We start from the raw sequence: 21,486 nt of genomic DNA, 5'->3' as shown, positions 1-21,486 counted from the left end.
CCACCCGTCCTCCCGGTCGCGGCGGCGGGGCTGCGAGCCTCGTCGCCGAGGTTCAGGCGCGGGCCGGCACCAGGGCCGCGGCGATGTCCAGCGCCTCCGGCAGAGCCGCCAACCAGGCCTGGGACACCTCGTGCGGGTCCATCCCGAGCCGCAGCGCGACCTGCGGGTCGCCCGCCTCGTGCGCCTGCACGCACGCGAGCACCCGACCGAGCGGTCCGGTCCGGTCCACCAGGGCCGCGGTGGACTCCGGTGACAGCCCCGCCATCTGCGCCAACCAGCGCAGGTCGGTGCCGCGCTGCTCGGCGACGGCCGACAGCAGCCCCACCGTGTAGCCGGCGTCCTCGTCCGCGAGCTGCCAGCAGGCCAGGGCGCGGGTGAGCACGAGCCACAGGTCGTCCACCGCCGCCCGGCCCGCCGCCGACAGCGACGTGCTCGCCAGGGCGCGCAGCAGCCGGGGGCCGACCAGCACGACGGCCTGCCGTACCGAGTCGATCGACCGGGGCAACGAGAAGACCGCCGAGTTCACCAGGTGCAGCACCCCGACGGCCAGGTTCGGGTCCGCCGCCACCAGGCCGATGACGGCGTCCTGGTCGATCGGGTCCTCGCCCAGCAGCGACAGCAGCTCCAGGCAGTGCAGCTCGTTGGCGGCCAGCCCGCCGCGCTCGTCGGGGCGGTCCTCGACCGGGCGGCCCTGCACCAGGTCCGCACCGGCGTCGAAGGCCTGCTCGGCGGCCGACGCCGTGCTCGCCCCGCCGGCGATCGCCCGGGCACCCAGGTTGTGCGCGAGGGCGACCAGGTCGGCCAGGCGGCCGCCCTGGTCGGCGACGTCGATCGTGACGAACCCCGCCATGGGCAGCAGCGCCAGCTGGGCATCCAGGGCCGCGAACCGGTCGAGCGCCGTGGACAGCCCACGGGCGTGCCGCCAGGCGACCAGCCGCTCCACCCCCGGTTCGGCGGCCAGCTCGGGGGACACCCGGGCCACCATGTCGGGGTCGGCCGACGCCAGCAGCTTGCGCGTCGCGTCCACGTGGAGGGGTTGGCCGGCTGTGAGGGTCGTGAGGTCCGCCGCCTGGTACGCCGCGTCCACGAGGACCTCGACGTCCTCCTGGCTGCCCCGCTGGGACGGCACCATCGCGCGGACCGAGTACGCCGTGACGTTCCCGACCCGGTCGGCGACGGGCTGGTTGACCAGCGCGACGGCCGTCCACCCGGATGCGGTGCGCTCGGTCATGGCGGCGGGATCTCCCTCGTGAGGTCGGACGTGGTCTGGAGGACGAATCGGAACACGGACGTGGTGTCTTGACCCCGATCCCGCGGGTTCACCCCCACGACACCCGCCCGTCGACCTGCTCCGCCAGCGCCCGGTGGGCCTCGAGCATCCGCCGGCCCCTCGCGGACCCAAGGAGCCGGTGGAGAGTGCCGAACCTGATCGGCATCCCGAACGGCTCAGACCGGACCGGCGGCCGACGATCTGCTGGGTGGAGCGCCTCCCGCGCGCCGAGGAAGGAGCAGCCCCGTGCGCGCTGTCGTGCTGTGCCCGGCCGGAGCGGTCACCGGCGGTCCCGAGGCGTTGCACCAGCTCGTGCACACCGCGCGGGCGCTCGGCGAGGACGCCGAGATCGTGTACCTCGGCGACGGGGACCGGACGGCTGTGCCCGAGCCGTACCGCCACTACGACGTCCGCATCGGGACACAGGTGCCCGACGAACCGGGCATCGTGGTGGTCGCCCCCGAGATCTTCGCCTTCCGGCTGCTCACCCTGCAGCGCGCGGTCCCGGCGCTGTGGTGGTTGAGCGTCGACTGGTTCGACCGGCACAACGACGGCTACCAGCGGCAGTACGGCACACCGCTCAAGCCGCTGGACGTGCTCTACGGCCGACCGGGGGTGCTGCACCTGGCCCAGTCGCAGTACGCGCTCGACACCGTCCGGGCGCGCGGCGGCGACCCGATCATGCTGAGCGACTACCTGCACACCAGCCTGCGGGCCGAGCTGGTCGATGCCCAGGTCGGCGAGCGCGCCGACGCGGTCGCCTACAACCCGGCCAAGGGGATGGACACCACCCGGCGCCTCATGGACCTCGCCCCCGACCTGACCTGGGTCCCGCTCGCCGGGATGACGCATGCCGAGCTGGCCCGGGCGCTGGGCGGCGTGAAGGCCTACGTCGACTTCGGTGAGCACCCCGGTCGCGACCGCATCCCGCGCGAGGCGGCCCTGGCGGGCGCCTGCGTCGTCGTCGGACGGCGGGGCAGCGCCGTCAACGACGTGGACGTGCCGATCCCCCAGGAGTACAAGGTCGACCCGGCCGAGGGGCCCGCGGCCGACCGTCGGACCGTGGCGCTGCTGCGCGACGTGCTGGCCGACCACACCACGCACGCGGCCCGCTTCGCCTCCTACCGCCGTTGGATCGAGGACCAGGAGGCCGCGTTCGCCGACGAGACCCGGGGCGTGTTCGAGGCCGCCCGGTCGGCCGCGACCGTCGGGGCGTCGGCATGAGCCGCCCGGCGGCCACCGTCGTCGTGGTGGCGCGGGACGACGTCGACGAGCTGCGCACCTGCCTGGACGGCCTGCGACCCACGCTCGGGCCCGACGACCGCATCGTCGTCGTGGACGACGCGTCGGTCGACGGCACCCCGATCCTGCTGGCCGGGCACGCCGACCTCGTGCGCACCCTGCGCAACGCCGAACCCCTGGGCGTCGGTGCCGGTCGCAACGCGGCCGCGCGCGACGCGTCCACCCCGGTGCTGGTCTTCCTCGACCCGGACACCGTGCCGACCGGCCCTTGGCTGGACCGGCTCGTCGCCCCGCTGGCCAACCCGTCGGTCGGTGCGGCCGGCCCGCTCAGCTGCGGGGCCTCGGGCGCCCAGCACCGGCCGGTCCCCGACTCGGCGCTGGTGTCGGACACGGCGGCGGTCGCCTTCGCACAGGGGGCGATGGCGACCGCGCGGCACGCCGCCACCCGGGTGCCACAGCTCGACGGGTTCGCCCTGGCGGTGCGCGCCGACGCGTTCCGTTCGGTCCGGGGCTTCGCGGACGTCCCCGACGAGGACCTCGACCTGTGCAGGCGGCTGACCCGCGCCGGTCGCCGGCTCGTGGTCGTCGAGGACTCCTACCTGCTGCACCTGGTGAGCGCCGCGGCGCACCCGGACCTGTTCGCCGCCGACCCGGCCCTGAGCATCGTGCTCGACTGCGCCGGCGACCTGGCCGATGCGATCGGCACCCTGGTCGCGGTGGTGGACGGCTGCGGCGACCGGGAGACCGAGCTGGTGCTGGTCGACCACGGTGGCCCGGTGGCCGAGACCGTGGCGGCGCAGGTCTCCGGCGGGCAGATCCGCATCGCGCCGGCCGGCGAGGCCGACGACGCGTTCGCGCAGGGCCTCGCGGCCGCGTCGCACGACATCCGTCTCCTGGTCCGCTCGGGCGAGGCGGTGGACCGCGAGCTGCTGGCCGTCGCGCTCGGGCCGGGCTCGGGTCCGATCACCCAGCGCGTCGGCGTGCCGGCCTGACGGACCCGGCGGGTCCGTCAGGACTCGGGCAGGACTCGCGGCCCGGGAGCGCCGGAGGCCACCGCGAGCCGGCCGCCAGGACGACTACCGGCGGTCCGCCGGTGGGACGAAGCGGGCGAGCGCCTCGCGCACGGCCGCCCTGGTGCGGTCGAGCTCGTCCGCCGCGAGCAGCGCCTGGTCGAGGCCCCGGCCCACCGGCAGCGGGCGGTCGAAACCACTGCCGGGGGTCGGTTGCTGCCCGGTGACCAGCGACTGCAGCTCGACCTCCCGCTGCCAGCAGCGCGCGGCCAGGTCAGGGTCGTAGGTCAGCCCGACGCGGGCGCCGAGGGCGGTGATGAGGCCGGCCAGGGTGGTGGGCGTCCCGGCTGCGGGTTCAGCCACCGAGGCGAGCGCCTCGAAGGAGTAGAGCAGCGCCCGGAACGTCAGGTAGGCGATGTCGAGCGGGTGGTCCGCGTCCCACTCCAGGTCGATGAACGTCGCGACGTCGCCGTCGACCACCAGGTTGCGGGGGATGGCGTCGAGCAGGTGGGCGGGCAGCACGGTCGACGCGGTGAGCTCGGTCGCAGCCGCCGTGCCCAGGCTGGTCCACCACCGGTCGAACCAGGCGCCGGCCTCGGCCAGGTCCCAGCCGCGGCGGCCGGTGATCCGGACGAGCTCGTCCCACCACAGCCGGCCCGGCTGGTGCTCGACGTCGGTCGCGGTGCCGTCCGGGGTGATGCGCCGGACCCGCGGTCCGTGCTCACCCGCGCTGAACACGAGCCGCTTGTCGATCTCCTCGCGCCGGCTCGCGGTGCCGTAGTACCAGGCCAGCTCGGTGGGCTCGGCGACGGGTGCGGCCGAGGCCGTGACCACGAAGGAGTTGGACATCGCAGGGAGCAGCCGGTTGCGGATCAGCGCCGGGTAGGTGCGCGCCAGGTCGAAGGTCGTCACGGCCGGTTCCTGCGGGTCCTGGTGCGCCGTCCCGACGATGAGCGAGGTCGGGTCGAACCCGTGCCCGGGCTCGAAGGCCGCGTCGGTGAGGACCGCGGACGGCAGCTTGTAGTCCGGGAACGGGAAGTACCACTGCTGGTGCGGCAGACCGGCCGACGCGAGCCGTGCCGTGAGCTCCTCGCGCCCGAAGGTGACCGCGGTGCCCGGCCCGTAGCCGTCCTCCACGCCCACCATCCGACGGCCGAGGTGGTCCTCCGGGAAGCCCGCGAAGTACTTGGCGCCGAGCTGGTTCTCGATCGCCAGCACCAGCCGGCCGCCGGGGGCCAGCAGCGAGGCGATGTGCTCGAGCATCACGTCGACCGGCTCGCGGCCCGGCACGTCGAAGCCGAACGTCCGGGCGTACTCCAGGACGCCGATCATGACGACGGTGCCGAACCGGGTCGGCGTCCCGAACGCCTGGATCGTGTCGGCCACGACCCGCACGTTCCCCAGGTCGCGGCACCGCGTCGCGCAGATCCGGGCCCGTCGCTGGGAGCCCTCGACGGCGACCACGTCCAGGCCGGACTCACCCAGCACGCGGGTGATCGCCCCCATGCCGGCCCCGACCTCCAGCACCGGGCCGGTGAGGGTGTCGAGCAGCGGACGGACGACGTTCCCGCGCTGCGGGCTCAGGTGGTAGCGCGAGGGCCAGTCCACGATCCGACGGGTGAGCTCGCGGGACGTGCTGCGCAGGTCGCTGCAGTGGGTGACCGCATCGGCCACCCAGTTCTCCGCGGCGTCGCCGTCGCTGTAGCCGAAGGCGTCCGGATCGGGGCGGGTCCACAGGGCGAGGTCGCGGTCGCGCTGGTAGCCCAGCGTCTGCAGGTCCAGGGTCACGCCAGGTCCTCCGGGTTCATGCGCCGGTCCGCCCGTGGGCGGCGAGCGCGGTCGCGACGGTCGTGAGCACGGTGAGTGCGGCGACGTCGTTCGGGTCGTCGTCGATCGCGAGGTGTGCGGCGTTCACAGCCTCGGCCAACCGGCCGGCGAGCGCCAGGTCGACGGCCTGGCGGCTCAGCGCCCGTGGTGGTTCGCCGCCGCCCGGGTGGTGACGCCGGGCGCGCGAGCGCGGTTCGCACCTGACCCGCCCACCGCGGAGCCGGACCGCATCGGCCAGATCAGCAGCCGCACCGGGGCCGTTGAGCGACTGGAACAGCTCGCGTGACACGGCGATGACCGCGGCGGCGGCGGAGCCGGTCGCGTCGCCGTCGACGCTCGGGTGCACCGCGTCGACGCTCGGCTGCGCCTCGATCGCGGCGAGCAGCGGTTCGAGCCAGCCGTCACCGACCTCGACGTCGGGCTCGACGAAGACCAGGGTGCGGCCCAGCGCTCGTGCGGCGGCCTGGGCCCGGGCGGACACGAGCCCGACGGGTGCGGCGTTGCGGACCACGGTGACGTCGCCGTCGAGCGCGGCCAGCAGCTCGTCGTTGCCTCCCGACGCGTCGTCGACCAGCACGAACTCGTACAGCTGCGCCGGCGTCCGGTCCGCGACGGCGCACAGGCACTGCGTCGCCCACGGGTCCGGGCCGGTCAGCACGACCACGACGGTCGCGGGGAAGGTGGCTGCTGCTGCGGTCACGCCTGTGCTCATCGGCACCGCCGGGGTTCACCTGAGTGGAGCAGTGGGCCGCGTTCGCCGGCGGTGCCGCAGGAGCGCCGGTTCGTCTCATCAGGTGACGGCCGTGGCCGATCTGCTCTGCATAGCCCGGGACGGCCGGGCCCGACCTGAGGTGGGCGCGTGGTGACGACGATGGGCTCGAGCACGTCGGCCGACGAGCCACTGGCGTTCCCGGCGGTGGACCGACCGGCGGTGTCCGTGATCATCCCGGTGCACGGTCAGTGGGCCTACACGCAGCAGTGCCTGCGCTCGCTCATGGACACGACCGGCGACGATGTCGAGATCGTCGTGGTGGACGACGCCTCGCCCGACGAGAGCCTCGCCGAGCTGCGTCGGGTGCCCGGCGTCCAGGTGGTCGCGCTCGAGGTGAACCGTGGGTTCATCGGGGCCTGCAACGCCGGCATCGCGGCGAGCCGCGGCGAGCTCGTCGTGCTGCTCAACAACGACACGCAGGTCCGGACCGGCTGGCTCGACGCCATGCGCGAGGCGATCGCCGACCCCACGGTCGGGCTCGTCGGCGCCCAGCTCGTCTACCCCGACGGGCGGCTGCAGGAGGCCGGCGGGATCATCTGGTCGGACGGCTCCGGGTGGAACTACGGCCGGCTCGGGAACCCCGAGGACCCGGCCGTCACCTATCCGAGGGATGTCGACTACTGCTCGGGCGCCGCGATCATGCTGCGCCGGGACTTCCTGGTGGGTCTCGGTGGCCTCGACGAGCGCTACGCCCCCGCCTACTACGACGATGCGGACCTGGCCTTCGCCGTCCGCGCCGCGGGGCTGCGGGTCCGGTACGAGCCGCGCGCGGTCGTCGTCCACCACGAGGGCGTGTCCCACGGCACCGACCTCGGGTCGGGCGTCAAGGCCCGGCAGGTCGTCAACCGCGAGGTGTTCGCCCGCAAGTGGTCCGCGGAGCTCGCCCACCAGCTGTCACCGACGGACCCTGGCGCCGTCGAACGCGCCGCCCGTCGCCGGGCAGGCAAGGACCTGGTGGTCGTCGTCGACCACACCGTCCCGACCCCCGACCAGGACGCCGGGTCGGTGCGTGCCTTCGCGATGCTGGAGGCGCTGCGGGCCGCGGGGCACGCGGTGGTCTTCATCCCGATGAGCCCCGTCCGGGCCGAGCCGTACACCTCGGCCGTCCAGGCGCTGGGTGTCGAGGTGCGGTACGGCCATCACGACCTCGCGGGCCTCCTGCGCGACCTCGCGCCCGATGTGATCGCCGCCGTCGTGTGCCGGATCGGGGTCGCCGTGGAGTCCGAACGGCTGTGCCGTGAGGCGCTGCCCGGGGTGCCCCTGGTGTTCGACACCGTGGACCTGCACTTCCTGCGGGTCGCCCGGGAGGCCCAGCTGCGCGGTGCCGCCGCCGACGGCCTCGACCCCGACAAGCTGCGCGAGGTCGAGCTCGGGATGGTGCAGGCCGCCGACGCCACGCTGGTCGTCTCACCCGTGGAGCAGGAGCTGCTGGCCGAGCTCGTGCCGGGGGCGCCGGTGCACGTGCTCCCCACCGTGCACGCGCCCGTCGCGGACCGGGGCGCACCGCCGGACGAGCGGACGGGCCTGCTGTTCGTCGGCAACTTCCGGCACGCGCCGAACGCCGATGCGGTGCGCTGGTTCGCCGAGGAGGTGCTGCCGCTGGTGCTCCAGGTGCGGCCGGACGTGCACCTCGACGTGGTCGGGTCGCACGTGCCCGAGGACCTCGTCGACGCGGCCCCGCCGCAGGTGCGCTTCCTGGGCTGGGTGCCGGACCTCGCCGAGCTGTACGGCACCGCCCGGTTGGCGGTGTGCCCGCTGCGCTTCGGGGCCGGGGTCAAGGGCAAGGTCGGGGAGTCGCTCGCGCACGGCCTGCCGGTGGTCGTGACGTCGGTCGGCGCCGAGGGAATGGGCCTGGTCGACGGGCAGAACGCGCTGCTGGCCGACGACCCGCAGGCCTTCGCCGACGCGGTGCTGCGCGGGCTGTCCGACGACGAGCTGTGGGGCGCGCTCGCCACGGCCGGCCGGGCCCACATCGACGAGATGTTCGGCCCCCGGCGGTTCACCGAGGAGCTGGCGGCGGTGCTCGAGCAGGTGCAGACCCGCCGGCGGGAGCGCCGACCCCGGGTACGGGTGCGCGCCGGTGCGGTGGCGCCGCAGCCGACCCCGGCTGCCGCGACGGTCGACCGACCGGCCGCCTCGATCGTGATCCCGGCGTGGAACGGTGCGCAGGTCACGCGCGCCTGCCTGGACACGCTGCTGGGCACGCTGCGCGAGGACGACCAGGTGATCGTCGTCGACAACGGGTCGCAGGACGAGACCCCCGCGGTGCTCGCCGAGTTCGCCCCCCGCGTCGAGGTGGTGCGGCACGCGCGCAACCTGGGCTTCGCGGCCGGCTGCAACTCCGGTGCCGACGTGGCACGCAACCCGGTCGTCGTGTACCTGAACAACGACACCCTCCCGGTGGGGCCGTGGCTGGACCGGCTGCTCGCACCCTTCGCCGACCCGGCCGTCGGTGCGACCGGGCCGATGAGCAACTTCGTGTCCGGTCCGCAGCTGTACGCGCCCGGCCGGCAGGCGACGGTGCGTGGCCTCGACGACGTGCGGGCGCTGGCCGCCGCGGCGATGACTGCCGGCGGGGTCACGGTCGAACCGGTGACGCGCCTGGTGGGGTTCGCGCTGGCGGTGCGCACCGACCTCGTGCGGCTGGTGGGCGGGTTCGACACCGCGTTCGAGGTGGGCGGCTACGAGGACGACGACCTGTGCCGGCGGCTGCAGGCGGTGGGCGCCCGGCTGCTCATGGTGCGCGGTTCGTTCGTCTACCACCTGGGCCACGCCACCTTCGACGCGAACGGGCTCGACTGGCGGGCGATCGAGGCACGCAACGGTGAGGTGCTGGCCCGCAAGGAGGCCGCCATGGCGCGGCTGTCGCTCATCGTGGACTGCGACGACGACCTCACGTCCAGCGCCCGCGCCCTCATCGCGCTCGTCGACGTCGTCACGGAACGGTCGGTCGAGCTGGTCCTCGTCGACCACGGCGCCGGCATCGCGCAGCAGCTCGCCGCGCAGGTGGCGGGCCGCGTCGTCGTCGTCGAGGCGGGCGACGAGGACGGCCCCAGGATGGCTGCGGCTGCGGCCGGCGGCCGTCGCCGGGTCTGGCTGCGGGCCGGCGAGACGGTCGACGTGGCCGCGCTGCGCGGCTTCCTCGCGGACCCCACGACCGAGATGTCCGTGCGGCACGTCGGCGTCCCGGATCTGGCGGCTGCCGCGCGCTGAACCTCGTCCACCGGGCGTCGCGCCCCGCGTCGACAGATCTCTCAGGTCGTCACCCGATCGGCCGATCGGGTGAGGGTGCGCCGTGCGGCGCGGATGGGTGGGAACTGCCATGGCGGCGAACCGGCAGCGGGTCACGATCAGCGTGGTGATGATCGTCAAGGACGAGGAGGACGTGCTCGACGCCTGCCTGTCGTCCGTGAGCTGGGCCGACGAGATCGTGGTCTACGACACGGGGTCCACCGACGGCACCCGTGACGTCGCACGTCGCTACACCGACACGGTGATCGACGGCTACTGGGACGACGACTTCGGCGCCGCCCGCAACCGGGCGCTGGCGCACGCCACCGGGGACTGGGTGCTGTCGATCGACGCCGACGAGATCTTCGAGTCCCAGGGCGCGACGCTGCGCAAGCACCTGGCCAAGGCCTCGTCCGGCACGTTCGGCCTGCGCATCCTCAACCAGCCGCGCACCTCGCTCGACGAGCCCTACGAGTTCACCGCGAACCGGATCTTCCGTCGTCGCGGCCACCGCTGGGGCGACCGGCTGCACGAGCAGATCTACACGACGGACGGCCGCCCGACCGCCGGTCCGGTGCTCGCCGGGATCCGGCTGCTGCACACCGGCTACGTCGACGCCCAGGCGCTGGCCACCACCAAGGCGGCCCGCAACATCGCGATCGTGGAGGCCCAGCTCGCCGATGCGCTCGCGGCCGACGACGCGCGCGCCGCCGCGGTGGCGCGCGCGCACCTGGCGCGTTCGCTCATCCTGGCGGCGAGCTGGGAGCGGTCGCAGGCCGTCGCCGAGGAGGCGTGGGTCCCCGACGTCCTGCCGGCGCTCGTCGCCGAGGCCCTCGTGCTGGGCCAGTTCACGATGGCGCTCATGCTCGACGAGCTCCCCACCGCCCAGCTCTGGGTCGACCGGTGGCGCGAGGTGAACCCCACGGGTGCGACCGTCGACATCGCCCAGGCGCGGTTGTCGGAGAAGGTCGGGGACATCGACCGGGCGCTCACCTCGCTCGGCCGCGTCCCCACGGTCAGCCGGGACTCGGCCGGCGGTGCGCTGCGGCGCGACTCGGTCGCCGACCTGGAGGTCCGGCTGCTCGCGCGTGCCGGGCGCGAGCCCGAGGCGGTCAAGGTCGCGTCGGCCGCGCTCCGGGCCGGGTCGCGTGCGCTCAACCCCGTCGAGCTCATCGACCAGCTGGGCGAGGAGGCGGTGGGCGAGCTGCTCGCGGCGACCACCGCGGACCAGCGGCGGGCCTGGGCGCTGCGCTGCGGCCAGGCCGCGACCGGGGCGGCGCTCCGGTTGCTCGACCTCATGGTGGAGCGCTGGCCCGACGACCCGGCGGTGCTCGTGGCCGCGGCGCGTGTCGTGCCGACCATGGGGACCTTCGAGGAGGCCGTCGAGTGGTCGGCGCGGCTGCGTCGGCTCGGGCTGGACGAGTACTGCACCTTGGTGGCGTTCGCGGCCGAGCCGAGCCAGGCCCCGCGGGACCGGGCCCTCGCGGCGGCGCTCGCGTACTCCGCCTATCACGACGGCCGGGCGCTGCCGTCCCTGGACGACGCGCTCGACCGGGTGCCGACCCAGCGGATGCCCGAGCTGGTCGAGCAGCTCGAGATCGTCGCCCCCGGTCTGGTGGCGATGGGCTGACACATTCACCCGAATGCGTGGGCAGAACGACTCAGGGCCCCGCACTCGTAGCCGATCCACCGGGTGTGCCCATGGAAGGGCCACTCGACCCGCATCAAGGAGGAAGATCACGATGGGTCTCTCGGTCAACACCAACGTCGCGGCCATCAACGCGTACCGCAACCTCAGCTCCACCCAGAACTCCCTGTCGAAGTCGCTGGAGAAGCTGTCCTCCGGCTACCGCATCAACCGCGCGGCGGACGACGCTGCCGGTCTGGCCATCTCCGAGGGCCTGCGCTCGCAGGTCAGCGGCCTCACCCAGGCCGCCCGCAACGCCCAGGACGGCATCTCCGTCGTCCAGACCGCTGAGGGTTCGCTCACCGAGGTCCACTCGATCCTGCACCGCATGCGTGACCTGGCGGTCCAGGCGGCCAACGACTCGAACTCCGCCGATGCTCGTACGAACATCGCGACCGAGGCGACGCAGCTCAACAAGGAGCTCACTCGGATCGCCGGTTCGACGAACTTCAACGGCACCACGCTGCTGGACAAGGTCAGCGGTGCCACCGGCGCCACGCTGAGCTTCCAGGTCGGTGCCGACGGTGACTCGGCCAGCCAGATCACGGTCGACCTGTCCTCGGCGAACGTGGCCTCGGTGGCGGACGCGGTGTCCTTCGCCGCGACCTCGACCGGCACCGGGCTGAACCTGTTCAGCGCCGCGTCGGCCCAGGCAGCCATCAAGGCGATCGACGCACAGATCAAGAACGTGTCGACCGCCCGAGCCAACCTCGGTGCCTACCAGAACCGCTTCGAGCACACGATCAACAGCGTGAACGTGGCGGTCGAGAACCTGTCGGCGTCCGAGTCCCGGATCCGTGACACCGACATGGCGTCCGAGATGGTCAACTTCACGAAGTCGCAGATCCTGTCGCAGGCCGGCACGGCGATGCTCGCGCAGGCCAACCAGATCCCCCAGGGTGTCCTCAAGCTCCTGAGCTGAGCACCCTGATCGGATGATGCGTGCATCGGCGGTGGTGGGGTCGTCCCCACCACCGCCGCTGCCGCATCGCGGCACCCCACCGGACGGAAGCAATGAGCAGCTCCTCGCAGATCTCGGGCCTGGTCTCCGGCCTCAACACCGCGGACATCGTGGCGAGCATCATGAAGGTCGAGGCCATCCCGCAGGCCCAGCTGTCGGACAAGAAGTCCGAGCTCTCCCGGGTCGTCGCGGCGCTGCAGTCGCTCAACACCAAGGTCTCCTCGCTCGGGGACGCTGCGGCCGCCGCCGCGAAGCCGGCCTCCTGGAACGCGCTCAAGGCCACCTCGTCGGCCACCTCGGTGACCGCGAACGCACGCTCGTCCGCCACGGCGACCGAGGTGAGCTTCACCGTCGACAGGCTCGCCGCCAGCCAGGTGTCCGTGTCCGGCGCCCTGACCGGCGTCAGCGACCTCACCGGCGGGGCGAGCACCCTCACGCTCAAGGTGGGGAGCACGCTCACCGAGATCTCGACCGACGGCCTGACCTCGGTCGCGGACCTCGCGTCGGCCATCAACTCCTCGGGCGCCGGTGTCGCGGCGACGACGGTCAAGTACACGGCGGACGACGGCTCCACCGCCTACCGTCTGCAGCTCACCGGCCAGACCTCCGGCGGCGCGAACGGCTTCACGCTCTACCAGGGTGACAAGGCGGCCGTCACGGGCGGCACCGCCACCGCGGTCTCCCTCACGACGACGCGCACGGCCCAGGACGCCCAGGTGACCCTGTGGCCGACCAGCGGCCAGTCCCAGAAGGTGACCTCGTCGTCCAACACGTTCGCCGACCTCGTCACCGGGCTCGACGTCACGGTGACCGCCGTCGAGAGCACCCCGGTGACCCTCGGCGTCACCCAGGACACCGCCGCGGTGGCCAAGCTCGGCGCGAACCTGGTCTCCCAGCTCAACCTCGTGCTCGGTGAGATCGCGAGCCAGACGGCCGCCACGACCAAGACCAACGCCGACGGCACCACCTCGGTGGCCGGCGGCGTGCTGTCGAGCAACTTCGGGGTGCGCTCCCTGTCCGAGCAGATCTCCGAGGCGGGTTCCTACGACGTGGACCCGGCGTCGCCCGACACCCCCGGGGTGTCGCCGTCGACGATCGGGATCTCGGTCGACAAGGACGGCACCTTCTCCTTCGACTCGGCCGTCTTCGCCGCCGCCCTCGCCAAGGACCCGGACTCGGTGCAGGCGACGTTGACCTCCATCGCCAACCGCGTCGCCAAGGTCACGACCGCCGCGTCGGACAAGTACGAGGGCACCCTCACCCAGGAGATCACCTCCGACAACACCCAGATCAGCGATCTGGCCGCCAAGATCTCGGACTGGAACTCGGTGCTCGCCACCCGCAGGGACGCGATCGAGGCGCAGTGGGCGTCCCTGGAGACCTCGATGCAGACCCTCAAGTCCCAGCAGAGCTGGCTCACCTCCGCCCTCGGGGCGCTGAACGGGTCCAGCTCGTCCTCCTCGTCGTCCAGCTGACCCACGGAAGGGGCTTCTCGATGTACGACGCACGTTCCACCTACCTGGCCGACTCGGTGGCCACCGTCGGCCCGGCGCGCCTGCTCACCATGCTCTACGACCGCCTCGTGGCCGACCTCGACCGCGGTGTCGAGGCGCTCGAGCGCGGTGACCGGGTCGGTGGCGGCGCGCACCTGGGCCACGCCCGTGACATCGTCACCGAGCTCATCTCCTCGCTCGACGTGGCGGCCTGGGAGGGTGGGCCGCGGCTCATGTCGATCTACGGCTACCTGCTCACCGGGCTCATCGAGTCGGCGGCCACCGGGGACGCGGCCAAGGCCCGGGGCTGCCGGGACGTGGTGCAGCCGCTCGCCGAGGCGTGGCGTGGCGCGGAGGCCTCGCTCGCCGCCTCGGCCCAGGCCACCCGCGCCGCGACGACCTCGCAGGGGGCCGACGAGATCGGCTCCACCATGCTCGGCGTGGCGTGATGCTCACCCTCGAGTGGGACGCCGCCTGGTCGGAGGCGCTCACCGAGCTCGAGATCGACGTGACGACGGCCGAGCGGATGCTCGACAACGACCACCTGCCGTCCGTCGACGAGGTGGCCAGGCTCGTGGCCTGGCGCCCGCCGGCCGACCTCGGGCCGTTGCCGGCCGCGTTGGCCGACCGGGCGCGTGCGCTGCTCGACCGACAGCTCGCCACGGCGGCCGCGATGGGGCGGGCCCTCGTGATGAACCGGCGCCAGCTCGCGGCCGTCGCCGCCCTGGCGCCGACCCCGGCCGCACGGCCGGTCTTCCTCGACATCGAGGGTTGACCCGGCCGCGTCCGGGGCGCGGTCCGGCGGGTCCGCCGGCCGCTGCGGTGTGGTCCTGCCACCGCGTGCGCAGGCGACCGCGTGGAGGCGTTCGACGTCGTTCGTTACCCCCGTGCAGCCACCCCTGTCCAGCCCGTCCAGATGCTGGATGGCCGAGGGGGTGAGAACGTCGGACAACTCGGACGGATCCGGCGTTTGCGCTGGTCCGGGTAGGTGAACGCCTCAGTTCCACACCCTGTCGGACCGATGAGACCCCCGAGCAGGGATCGCTCATCAGGAGGCCACGGACTGGCCGCAGGACACCGGTGTCGGTGGAGGCCTCGATGGGCATGTTCGATTCCGTGACGGCTGTCGCGCTCAGCAGCGCGCTCGACGGCCTCTCCGCGCGCCAGGCGGCGATCGCGGACAACGTCGCCAACCTGCAGACGCCGAACTACCACGCCAAGCGCGTGCAGTTCGAGGACGCCCTCAAGGCCGCCGTGCGGTCCGGCAGCGGTGCGGTGGCTCCGACCACCTCGCGCAGCCTCGAGCCGACGGACACGAACGGCAACAACGTCAACCTCGACACCGAGACCGTGTCGAACATCGACACCAACCTGCGCTACTCGCTCGCGACCCAGGCCGCGAGCCAGCAGTTCGCCCTGCTGCGTACCGCGATGCGGAGCTCCTGATGACCATCTTCGGCGCCCTCGGCGTGGCCGGCAGCGGCATGGACGTCACCCGCAAGTGGCTCGACGCCGTCTCGGACAACATCGCCAACATCAACGACGCCACCTCCACGAGCGAGGACGCGTTCCAGGCTCGGTACATCGAGGCCCGCGAGATCACCTCCGGTGACGGCGGTGTGCAGGTCGCCGGGGCGCGGCTGTCCGGCAAGACCGAGGGCCGCATCGTCTACGACCCCACCAACCCCCTGGCCGACGCCGAGGGCAACGTCAAGATGCCCGACATCGACCTGTCCAGCCAGATGACCCAGCTGATCATGGCCCAGCGTGGCTACCAGGCGAACGCCGCCGTGATCGACCGCGCCAAGTCGGCCTACGAGGCCGCGCTCACCATCGGGAAGGCCTGATGAGCATCCTGCCGGTGGCCGGTGTCACCGCCGTCGCACCCACCACCCCGCTGCAGCAGACCGCCGGTGCGCAGGGCGTCACCGGGACCGGCTTCTCCTCCGTGCTCGGCGGGATGGACCAGCTCCAGCAGCTGCAGTCCACCAGCGACGGGCTCGCCGTCAAGGCGGTCACCGGTGACCTGTCCGACGTGCACGACTACACGATCGCCGCGGCCAAGTCGGCCACCGCGCTCGAGCTCACCGCCGCGCTGCGCAACAAGGCCGTCGAGGCGTTCACCGAGATCATGAGGATGCAGGCCTGATGCCCGCCGCACTGCAGAGCACCGTCGACCGGCTGTCCAACGCGGTCAAGCAGTTCAACGTCGTGCAACGGGTGTTCGCCCTCCTCGCGCTCGCGGCGGTCCTCGTCATCGGGTTCGCGGTCTACTCCTGGGCCACCAAGCCGACCCTCACGCCGCTGTTCTCCGGCCTGTCCGGCAGCGATGCGAGCGCGGTCGTCGACCAGCTCGCCAAGGACGGCGTCAAGTACGAGCTCGCCGACGGTGGCGCGACGGTCATGGTGCCGACCGAGTCGGTCTACTCCGAGCGCATCAAGCTCGCCGCGGCCGGGCTGCCGACCAACGCCGACGGCACCGGGTACTCCCTGCTGGACAAGCTGTCGGCCACCTCGACGCAGTTCCAGCAGCAGACCACCTACCAGCGGGCGATGGAGGGTGAGCTCGCCAAGACCATCGCGTCGATGGACGGGGTCGAGGCCGCCACCGTCAAGCTCGCGATCCCCGCCGACTCGGTCTTCTCCGACCAGAAGAAGGACCCGACCGCCTCGGTGTTCGTCCGCGAGAAGGCCGGTGTCACGCTCGACGCCAACCAGGTGCAGGCGATCGTGCACCTGGTCTCGGCCGGCATCGCCGGGATGAAGACCACCGACGTGTCGGTCGTCGACGCCAACGGCGCGGTGCTGTCCACCGTCGGGGCGACCTCCGGCGCGATGGCCGACCAGCAGACCGGTGACTACGAGTCGAAGATCGAGGCCGCCGTGCACCGGCTGCTCGACCCGCTCGTCGGCGCGAACAACGTGACGGTCACCACGACCGCGCTGCTCAACTACGACCAGTCGCAGAAGACGGTCGAGTCCTACCAGGCCGACCCGACCACACCGCCGCTGGCCAGCTCGACCAAGACCGAGGAGTACACCGGCACCGGCTCCGGCTCGGCCACCGGGGTGCTCGGCCCGGACAACATCGCGGTGCCCGGCGGGACGGGGACGCCCGGCACCGGTGACGGCTCGTACAAGTCGAGCAGCCAGGACCTCACCAACGCCGTCGGCAAGACCACCGAGGTCACGACCGCCGCCCCCGGCACGGTGCAGCGTCAGTCGGTGGCCGTCGCCATCAACTCCACGGCCGGTGCCGCGCTCGACATGACCGCCCTGCAGTCGGCCATCGCGGCCGCCGCCGGGATCGACGCCACCCGCGGCGACACCCTGTCGGTGCAGCGGATGCCGTTCGACACCACGGCCGCCGAGGAGGCCAAGACCGCGCTCGCCGTGGCCGACAAGGAGGCAGCCGCCGCCAAGACGCAGGTCCTCATCAAGGACGGCGCGATCGGCGCGGTCGTGCTGCTCGTGCTCATCGCCCTGCTCGTCATGGGCGCCCGGCGCTCGCGGCGGGCCAAGCGTGAGGCGCTCGACCTGGGAGGTCTGCAGCAGACCAGCGTCGCCGAGCAGCAGCGGCTCGCTCTCGAGGCCGTCGAGAGCGCCGGCCTGCCCGCCCTCGAGCAGGCCGAGCCGCGCGGGCCCGACCCGATCGAGTCCAAGCGCCGGCAGGTCGCCGCCCTGGCGGACGAGCAGCCCGGTGAGGTCGCCGACCTGCTGCGTGGCTGGTTGGCCGAGTCCGGTCAGCGTCGATGAGCGGGCTCACCGGGCCGCAGAAGGCGGCCACCCTGCTGCTCCAGCTGGGGCGCGACCGGGCCGCCCGCGTCATGGCCCAGCTCGACGTCTCCGAGATGGAGGAGCTCACCGCCGAGATCCTGCGCCTCGACCGGGTCGACCAGTCGGTCGCCGACGACGTGCTCGAGGAGTTCTACGACGTCTCCGCCGTCGGCCCCGGCTTGGGCGGCGGCGCCAACCTCGCCCAGCACCTGCTCGAGGCCTCGCTCGGCCACGACCAGGCCGCCGACATGATGGAGCGGCTGCGCACCCACCTGGCCGGCGACCCGTTCGAGTTCATGCGCCAGGCCGACGGGCGCCAGGTCGTCTCGCTGCTGTCCGGTGAGCACCCGCAGACCATCGCCCTCGTGCTCGCGCACCTGCGGCCCGAGCAGGCCTCGGCGATCCTGGCCGGTCTGCCGCCGACCGAGCAGGGCGACATCGCGCACCGCATCGCCCTCATGGAGCGCGCCGCGCCCGACCTCGTCCAGGTGGTGGCCGAGAGCCTGCAGCGCAAGGCCTCCACGGTGCTCGCCCCGCGCGAGATGGCGGCCGTCGGCGGTGTGCAGCCGCTGGTGGAGATCATCAACCGGGCCGACCCGACCACCGAGAAGCTCATCCTCGAAGGCCTGCAGGACCGCGACGAGAAGCTCGCCGAGGAGGTCCGCGCCCTCATGTTCGTCTTCGCCGACATCGTGCTGCTCGAGGACCGCGCCATGCAGCTCGTGCTGCGCAACGTCGAGACCGGCGAGCTGGCCCTGGCGATGAAGGGGGCCAGCCAGCCGGTGCAGGACAAGATCCTCACCAACCTGTCCGAACGCGCCCGCGACAACCTGGTCGAGGAGATCGACCTGCTCGGCCCGGTGCGCATGTCGCAGGTCGAGGAGGCCCGTTCGCAGATCGTGCAGGGCATCCGGCGGCTCGAGGAGTCCGGCCAGATCACCATCCGACGGGACACGGACGATGAGTACGTCGCCTGACGGCTTCACGCCGCTGCTGGCGTCGGCCCCCGTGGTGCCGACCCAGCGGCGCGAGGCGCTGCCCGCGTTCCCGACGGTGACCGCCTACCGCGGCCACACGGCCGTCGCCCCCCAGTTCCTGCCGCTGGTCGAGCCGGGGGTGCAGGACCCGGCCGCGCAGCGGGCCCTCGACCGGGCCCGGGCCGCGGGTTTCGCCGCCGGGTACGCCGCCGGTGCGCGGCGCGCGGCCGACGAGGCGCAGCTGCAGGCCGAACGGGCCCGCGCGGCGCTCGCCGACCAGCAGGCGGCGCTCACCGCCGAGAACGCCCGGCTCGTGACCGTCCTGGCCGCAGCTGCGCAGGCGCTGTCCGCTCGGCAGGCCCCCGTGCTGGCGCAGGTCGAGCAGCACCTGCACCTCGCGGCCGTCGAGCTGGCCAAGGCCGTGCTGGGCGTCGAGCTGTCCGACGCCGCCACGTCCGCCCGTGCGGCGCTCGCCCGCGCGCTGTCCGGTGCGCACCCGGACGAGGTCACCGTCCGGCTGCACCCGCGCGACGCCGCCGTGCTCGCCGGCTCGGTCCCGGCGGGCGTCACGGTCGTCCCGGACGCGTCCCTGGCCCCGGGTGACGCGGTGGCCGAGCACGCCGAGGGCGCCCTGGACGCGCGTATCGACGCCGCGCTGGCCCGGGCCCGTGCCGTGCTCGCCGAGACGGGTGAGCGCTGATGAGCACGCTCGACGCGCCGCGCACGCCCTGGCAGCGCGCCCTGGCCGCGACCGCCCCCGAACCCGTGGGCCGGGTGCGCTCGGTGGTCGGGCTCACCATCGACGTGGTCGGCACGGGTGCCGCCGTGGGCGGTCTGCTCACCGTCGGTGAGGGCGAGGCGGCCGTGCTGGCCGAGGTCGTCGCCACCGGTGAGGGCACCGTGCGGTGCATGCCGCTCGGCCCGGTCACGGGGCTGCGGGCCGGCACCCCGGTGCGCCCGCGCGGCGAGGGGCTGCGGGTCCCCGTCGGCGACGGGCTGCTCGGCCGGGTGGTCGACGGGCTGGGCCGGCCGATGGACGGCAAGGGCCCGCTGCGCGACGTCACGTGGCGCTCGATCGAGGGGCACGCCCCGCACCCGCTGGAGCGCAGCCGGGTGGCCGCCCCGCTCGACCTGGGCGTGCGCGTGCTCGACACCCTCGTCACCGTCGGCCAGGGGCAGCGCATCGGGCTGTTCGCCGGGTCCGGCGTCGGCAAGTCGTCGCTGCTGTCGATGATCGCGCGCGGCACCGACGCCGAGGTGTCGGTGATCGCGCTGGTCGGCGAGCGTGGCCGTGAGGTGCGCGAGTTCCTCGAGGACGACCTGGGCCCGGCGGGCCTGGCCCGGTCGGTGGTCGTCGTGGCCACCTCCGACCAGCCGCCGCTGGTGCGGCTGCGCTCGGCGTTCGTCGCCACCCGCATCGCCGAGCACCTGCGCGACCAGGGCCGCAACGCCGTGCTCATGATGGACTCGCTCACCCGCGTGGCCATGGCCCAGCGCGAGATCGGGCTGTCCGTCGGCGAGCCGCCGGCCACCCGCGGCTACCCGCCGAGCACGTTCGCGCTGCTCGCCCAGCTGCTGGAGCGGGCCGGCACCGGGCCGACGGGGTCGGTCACCGGCATCTACACCGTCCTGGTGGACGGCGACGACCACAACGAGCCGATCGCCGACGCGGCCCGGTCCATCCTCGACGGGCACGTCGTGCTCGACCGTGCGCTCGCCGTGGCCGGCCACTACCCGGCCGTCGACGCGCTCGGCTCGATCAGCCGCGTCGCCTCGAGGGTGACCACCCCCGCGCAGCGGCAGGCGGCGCGTCGGCTGCGGGCCGTCATGGCGGCCCGCCGGCAGGCCGCCGACCTGCTCGACGTCGGCGCCTACGTCGCCGGCTCGAACCCGATGGTCGACGCCGCCGTGGCGCACGGTGACGCGATCAACGCCTTCCTGCGCCAGGGCATGGACGACCCGGCCCCCGCGGCCCGCTCGTGGGAGCAGCTGGACGCCCTGGTCAGCGTGCTGGGGGTGGCCGCATGAGCCGCAAGTTCGGGCTGGCCGGTCTGCTGCGGGTGCGCAGCATCCAGGAGGACCGGGCCGCCGGTGCGCTGGCTGCGGCCCACCGCACCGAGCAGACGGCGCGGGAGCGGGCCGCTGCGACCGCGCGGGCGCTCGGCGCCCAGGTCACCGCACCGGTCGCCGACCCGGCGACCTGGCAGGCCGCCGTGGCCGCCCGTGCCGCGCTGTCGGGTCTGCTCCTCGAGCGCGAGGCCGACGAGGTCGCCGCCGCGCAGGTCACCGCCGAGCGCACCGTGCAGTGGTCGGCCGCCCGGCAGGCCACCCGCAGCGTCGAACGGCTGGCCGAGCGGCACGCCCAGACCGTGCGGGTCGAGGACGAGCGGGCCGAGCAGAAGGTGCTCGACGAGGTCGCCTCGCGCACGCCGGTGGTGCAGCCGTGAACGGCGCGCTGGGCGTGGAGGGCATCCGGTCGCGGGTGGCCGAGCTGGCCTCGCTCGTCGACCCGAACGCCGCCGCGAAGGCGTCGTCCTCGTCGGCGGACTTCGCCTCGCTGCTCGCCGCCGCCCAGCAGCAGGGCACGGGGGACAGCGACCTGCTGCAGTCGCTCGGCCTGTCGGGGACGGGCCTGTCGGGAACGGGTCTGGACGGCACCAGCGGCACCGGCTCGGCCGGGCTGGCGGCGCTGCTGCGCAGGCTCGCCGAGGGGCGCACCTCCTCCTCGACCGGCGCAGGCACCGATATCTCCGGCGGCACGGCCACCGCCCAGGACCTCATCGCGACGGCGTCGAGATACACCGGGGTGCCCTACGTGTGGGGCGGTGAGCAGCTGTCCGAGGGCGGCCTGGACTGCTCCGGTCTCGTGCTCCGCTCGCTCACCGACCTCGGCGTCACCAAGGTCACCGACGTGCCGCGCACCGCACGCGCCCAGCAGCAGCTGGGCACCAAGGTCGACTCGCTCGACCAGGCGCTGCCCGGCGACCTGCTCGTGTTCAACGGCGGTACCCACATCGCCATCTACCTAGGGGACGGCAAGATGATCGACGCGCCCAAGCCCGGCGGCACCGTCGGGGTGCACCGCGTGTACGCCGAACCGACGAACATCCGACGCGTGCTGCCGCAGGCGGGCGCCGCCGGGTCGGGCGGCACCGCGGTGAGCCCGGTCACCACGGCCACCGCGCAGCGCACCGCGCTCGCGCTGCTCGCAGGGCAGCGGTCATGACCGCCGTCACCGC

The 21,486-nt window shown here is 73.6% G+C and carries 20 protein-coding genes; 17 read left to right on the top strand and 3 right to left on the bottom strand.

Annotated elements, in window-relative coordinates; genetic code table 11:
- Positions 1–52 precede the first annotated feature (52 nt).
- Entirely contained in the window at positions 53–1,231 is a 1,179-nt protein-coding gene (locus F2B26_RS06480; protein WP_159807596.1) for an HDOD domain-containing protein, read from the bottom strand.
- A gap of 285 nt (positions 1,232–1,516) precedes the next feature.
- Here F2B26_RS06480 and F2B26_RS06475 point away from each other — a divergent pair, with 285 nt between their 5' ends.
- Together F2B26_RS06475 and F2B26_RS06470 are read left to right on the top strand one after the other, a co-directional pair.
- On the top strand, positions 1,517–2,494 hold the full coding sequence (locus F2B26_RS06475; RefSeq protein WP_159807594.1) for a hypothetical protein: 978 nt from the start codon (positions 1,517–1,519) through the stop codon (positions 2,492–2,494).
- Complete coding sequence (locus tag F2B26_RS06470; RefSeq protein WP_159807592.1) at positions 2,491–3,504, top strand: glycosyltransferase; 1,014 nt, start codon at positions 2,491–2,493, stop codon at positions 3,502–3,504. The genes F2B26_RS06475 and F2B26_RS06470 overlap by 4 nt, the downstream gene beginning before the upstream one ends.
- An 84-nt stretch (positions 3,505–3,588) precedes the next feature.
- On the opposite strand, the gene F2B26_RS06465 is transcribed toward F2B26_RS06470, so the two are convergent.
- Positions 3,589–5,310, bottom strand: a complete 1,722-nt coding sequence (locus F2B26_RS06465) for a class I SAM-dependent methyltransferase (protein WP_159807590.1) — start codon at positions 5,308–5,310, stop codon at positions 3,589–3,591.
- A gap of 16 nt (positions 5,311–5,326) precedes the next feature.
- The gene (locus F2B26_RS06460) at positions 5,327–6,061 is read right to left on the bottom strand and encodes a glycosyltransferase (RefSeq protein ID WP_210766844.1); all 735 of its coding nucleotides are present in this window, start codon (positions 6,059–6,061) and stop codon (positions 5,327–5,329) included.
- 147 nt (positions 6,062–6,208) lie between these two features.
- Here F2B26_RS06460 and F2B26_RS06455 point away from each other — a divergent pair, with 147 nt between their 5' ends.
- The 15 genes from F2B26_RS06455 to F2B26_RS06385 all read left to right on the top strand — a co-directional run bounded on the left by F2B26_RS06455 (position 6,209) and on the right by F2B26_RS06385 (position 21,473).
- Positions 6,209–9,334 carry a glycosyltransferase gene (locus F2B26_RS06455; RefSeq protein WP_159807586.1) on the top strand — a complete coding sequence of 1,042 codons (3,126 nt, stop codon included), beginning with the start codon at positions 6,209–6,211 and terminating at the stop codon, positions 9,332–9,334.
- 109 nt (positions 9,335–9,443) lie between these two features.
- Positions 9,444–10,982: a glycosyltransferase family 2 protein gene (locus tag F2B26_RS06450; RefSeq protein WP_159807584.1), complete on the top strand. Its 1,539-nt coding sequence runs from the start codon at positions 9,444–9,446 to the stop codon at positions 10,980–10,982.
- A 112-nt stretch (positions 10,983–11,094) separates the two neighbouring features.
- The gene (locus F2B26_RS06445) at positions 11,095–11,961 is read left to right on the top strand and encodes a flagellin N-terminal helical domain-containing protein (RefSeq protein WP_159807582.1); all 867 of its coding nucleotides are present in this window, start codon (positions 11,095–11,097) and stop codon (positions 11,959–11,961) included.
- A 92-nt stretch (positions 11,962–12,053) separates the two neighbouring features.
- Positions 12,054–13,475: a flagellar filament capping protein FliD gene (gene fliD, locus F2B26_RS06440; RefSeq protein WP_159807580.1), complete on the top strand. Its 1,422-nt coding sequence runs from the start codon at positions 12,054–12,056 to the stop codon at positions 13,473–13,475.
- A gap of 20 nt (positions 13,476–13,495) precedes the next feature.
- Positions 13,496–13,942 carry a flagellar export chaperone FliS gene (locus F2B26_RS06435; RefSeq protein ID WP_159807578.1) on the top strand — a complete coding sequence of 149 codons (447 nt, stop codon included), beginning with the start codon at positions 13,496–13,498 and terminating at the stop codon, positions 13,940–13,942.
- Positions 13,942–14,268 carry a hypothetical protein gene (locus F2B26_RS06430; protein WP_159807576.1) on the top strand — a complete coding sequence of 109 codons (327 nt, stop codon included), beginning with the start codon at positions 13,942–13,944 and terminating at the stop codon, positions 14,266–14,268. The genes F2B26_RS06435 and F2B26_RS06430 overlap by 1 nt, the downstream gene beginning before the upstream one ends.
- 329 nt (positions 14,269–14,597) lie before the next feature.
- Entirely contained in the window at positions 14,598–14,939 is a 342-nt protein-coding gene (gene flgB, locus F2B26_RS06425; protein WP_159807600.1) for a flagellar basal body rod protein FlgB, read from the top strand.
- Complete coding sequence (locus F2B26_RS06420) at positions 14,939–15,340, top strand: flagellar basal body rod protein FlgC (RefSeq protein ID WP_159807574.1); 402 nt, start codon at positions 14,939–14,941, stop codon at positions 15,338–15,340. Before flgB ends, F2B26_RS06420 begins: the two co-directional genes overlap by 1 nt.
- Positions 15,340–15,642, top strand: coding sequence for a flagellar hook-basal body complex protein FliE (gene fliE, locus F2B26_RS06415; RefSeq protein WP_159807572.1), 303 nt, complete (start codon positions 15,340–15,342; stop codon positions 15,640–15,642). Before F2B26_RS06420 ends, fliE begins: the two co-directional genes overlap by 1 nt.
- The gene (fliF, locus tag F2B26_RS06410; RefSeq protein WP_159807570.1) at positions 15,642–17,249 is read left to right on the top strand and encodes a flagellar basal-body MS-ring/collar protein FliF; all 1,608 of its coding nucleotides are present in this window, start codon (positions 15,642–15,644) and stop codon (positions 17,247–17,249) included. The genes fliE and fliF overlap by 1 nt, the downstream gene beginning before the upstream one ends.
- The gene (fliG, locus tag F2B26_RS06405; protein WP_159807568.1) at positions 17,246–18,247 is read left to right on the top strand and encodes a flagellar motor switch protein FliG; all 1,002 of its coding nucleotides are present in this window, start codon (positions 17,246–17,248) and stop codon (positions 18,245–18,247) included. The genes fliF and fliG overlap by 4 nt, the downstream gene beginning before the upstream one ends.
- Positions 18,231–18,947 (top strand): FliH/SctL family protein, encoded by a 717-nt coding sequence (locus F2B26_RS06400; RefSeq protein WP_159807566.1) that lies wholly within the window; start codon positions 18,231–18,233, stop codon positions 18,945–18,947. Before fliG ends, F2B26_RS06400 begins: the two co-directional genes overlap by 17 nt.
- Positions 18,947–20,275 (top strand): FliI/YscN family ATPase, encoded by a 1,329-nt coding sequence (locus F2B26_RS06395; RefSeq protein ID WP_159807564.1) that lies wholly within the window; start codon positions 18,947–18,949, stop codon positions 20,273–20,275. Before F2B26_RS06400 ends, F2B26_RS06395 begins: the two co-directional genes overlap by 1 nt.
- Positions 20,272–20,694 (top strand): flagellar FliJ family protein, encoded by a 423-nt coding sequence (locus F2B26_RS06390; RefSeq protein WP_159807562.1) that lies wholly within the window; start codon positions 20,272–20,274, stop codon positions 20,692–20,694. The genes F2B26_RS06395 and F2B26_RS06390 overlap by 4 nt, the downstream gene beginning before the upstream one ends.
- Complete coding sequence (locus F2B26_RS06385) at positions 20,691–21,473, top strand: C40 family peptidase (protein ID WP_235929534.1); 783 nt, start codon at positions 20,691–20,693, stop codon at positions 21,471–21,473. Before F2B26_RS06390 ends, F2B26_RS06385 begins: the two co-directional genes overlap by 4 nt.
- Positions 21,474–21,486: the final 13 nt, after the last annotated feature.

The organism is Cellulomonas citrea, assembly GCF_009829685.1.
GTDB classification, from domain to species: Bacteria; Actinomycetota; Actinomycetes; order Actinomycetales; family Cellulomonadaceae; genus Cellulomonas; species Cellulomonas citrea.
Note: the sequence above shows the minus strand (reverse complement) of the source record. Positions and strands in the feature narration are given on the sequence as shown.

Coding starts and splice junctions, on each gene's coding strand:
- F2B26_RS06480 (WP_159807596.1), bottom strand. CDS start 1,231: ATGACCGAGCGCACCGCATCCGGGTGGACGGCCGTCGCGCTGGTCAAC.
- F2B26_RS06470 (WP_159807592.1), top strand. CDS start 2,491: ATGAGCCGCCCGGCGGCCACCGTCGTCGTGGTGGCGCGGGACGACGTC.
- F2B26_RS06460 (WP_210766844.1), bottom strand. CDS start 6,061: ATGAGCACAGGCGTGACCGCAGCAGCAGCCACCTTCCCCGCGACCGTC.
- F2B26_RS06450 (WP_159807584.1), top strand. CDS start 9,444: ATGGCGGCGAACCGGCAGCGGGTCACGATCAGCGTGGTGATGATCGTC.
- F2B26_RS06445 (WP_159807582.1), top strand. CDS start 11,095: ATGGGTCTCTCGGTCAACACCAACGTCGCGGCCATCAACGCGTACCGC.
- fliD (WP_159807580.1), top strand. CDS start 12,054: ATGAGCAGCTCCTCGCAGATCTCGGGCCTGGTCTCCGGCCTCAACACC.
- F2B26_RS06435 (WP_159807578.1), top strand. CDS start 13,496: ATGTACGACGCACGTTCCACCTACCTGGCCGACTCGGTGGCCACCGTC.
- F2B26_RS06430 (WP_159807576.1), top strand. CDS start 13,942: ATGCTCACCCTCGAGTGGGACGCCGCCTGGTCGGAGGCGCTCACCGAG.
- flgB (WP_159807600.1), top strand. CDS start 14,598: ATGTTCGATTCCGTGACGGCTGTCGCGCTCAGCAGCGCGCTCGACGGC.
- F2B26_RS06420 (WP_159807574.1), top strand. CDS start 14,939: ATGACCATCTTCGGCGCCCTCGGCGTGGCCGGCAGCGGCATGGACGTC.
- fliE (WP_159807572.1), top strand. CDS start 15,340: ATGAGCATCCTGCCGGTGGCCGGTGTCACCGCCGTCGCACCCACCACC.
- fliF (WP_159807570.1), top strand. CDS start 15,642: ATGCCCGCCGCACTGCAGAGCACCGTCGACCGGCTGTCCAACGCGGTC.
- fliG (WP_159807568.1), top strand. CDS start 17,246: ATGAGCGGGCTCACCGGGCCGCAGAAGGCGGCCACCCTGCTGCTCCAG.
- F2B26_RS06400 (WP_159807566.1), top strand. CDS start 18,231: ATGAGTACGTCGCCTGACGGCTTCACGCCGCTGCTGGCGTCGGCCCCC.
- F2B26_RS06395 (WP_159807564.1), top strand. CDS start 18,947: ATGAGCACGCTCGACGCGCCGCGCACGCCCTGGCAGCGCGCCCTGGCC.
- F2B26_RS06390 (WP_159807562.1), top strand. CDS start 20,272: ATGAGCCGCAAGTTCGGGCTGGCCGGTCTGCTGCGGGTGCGCAGCATC.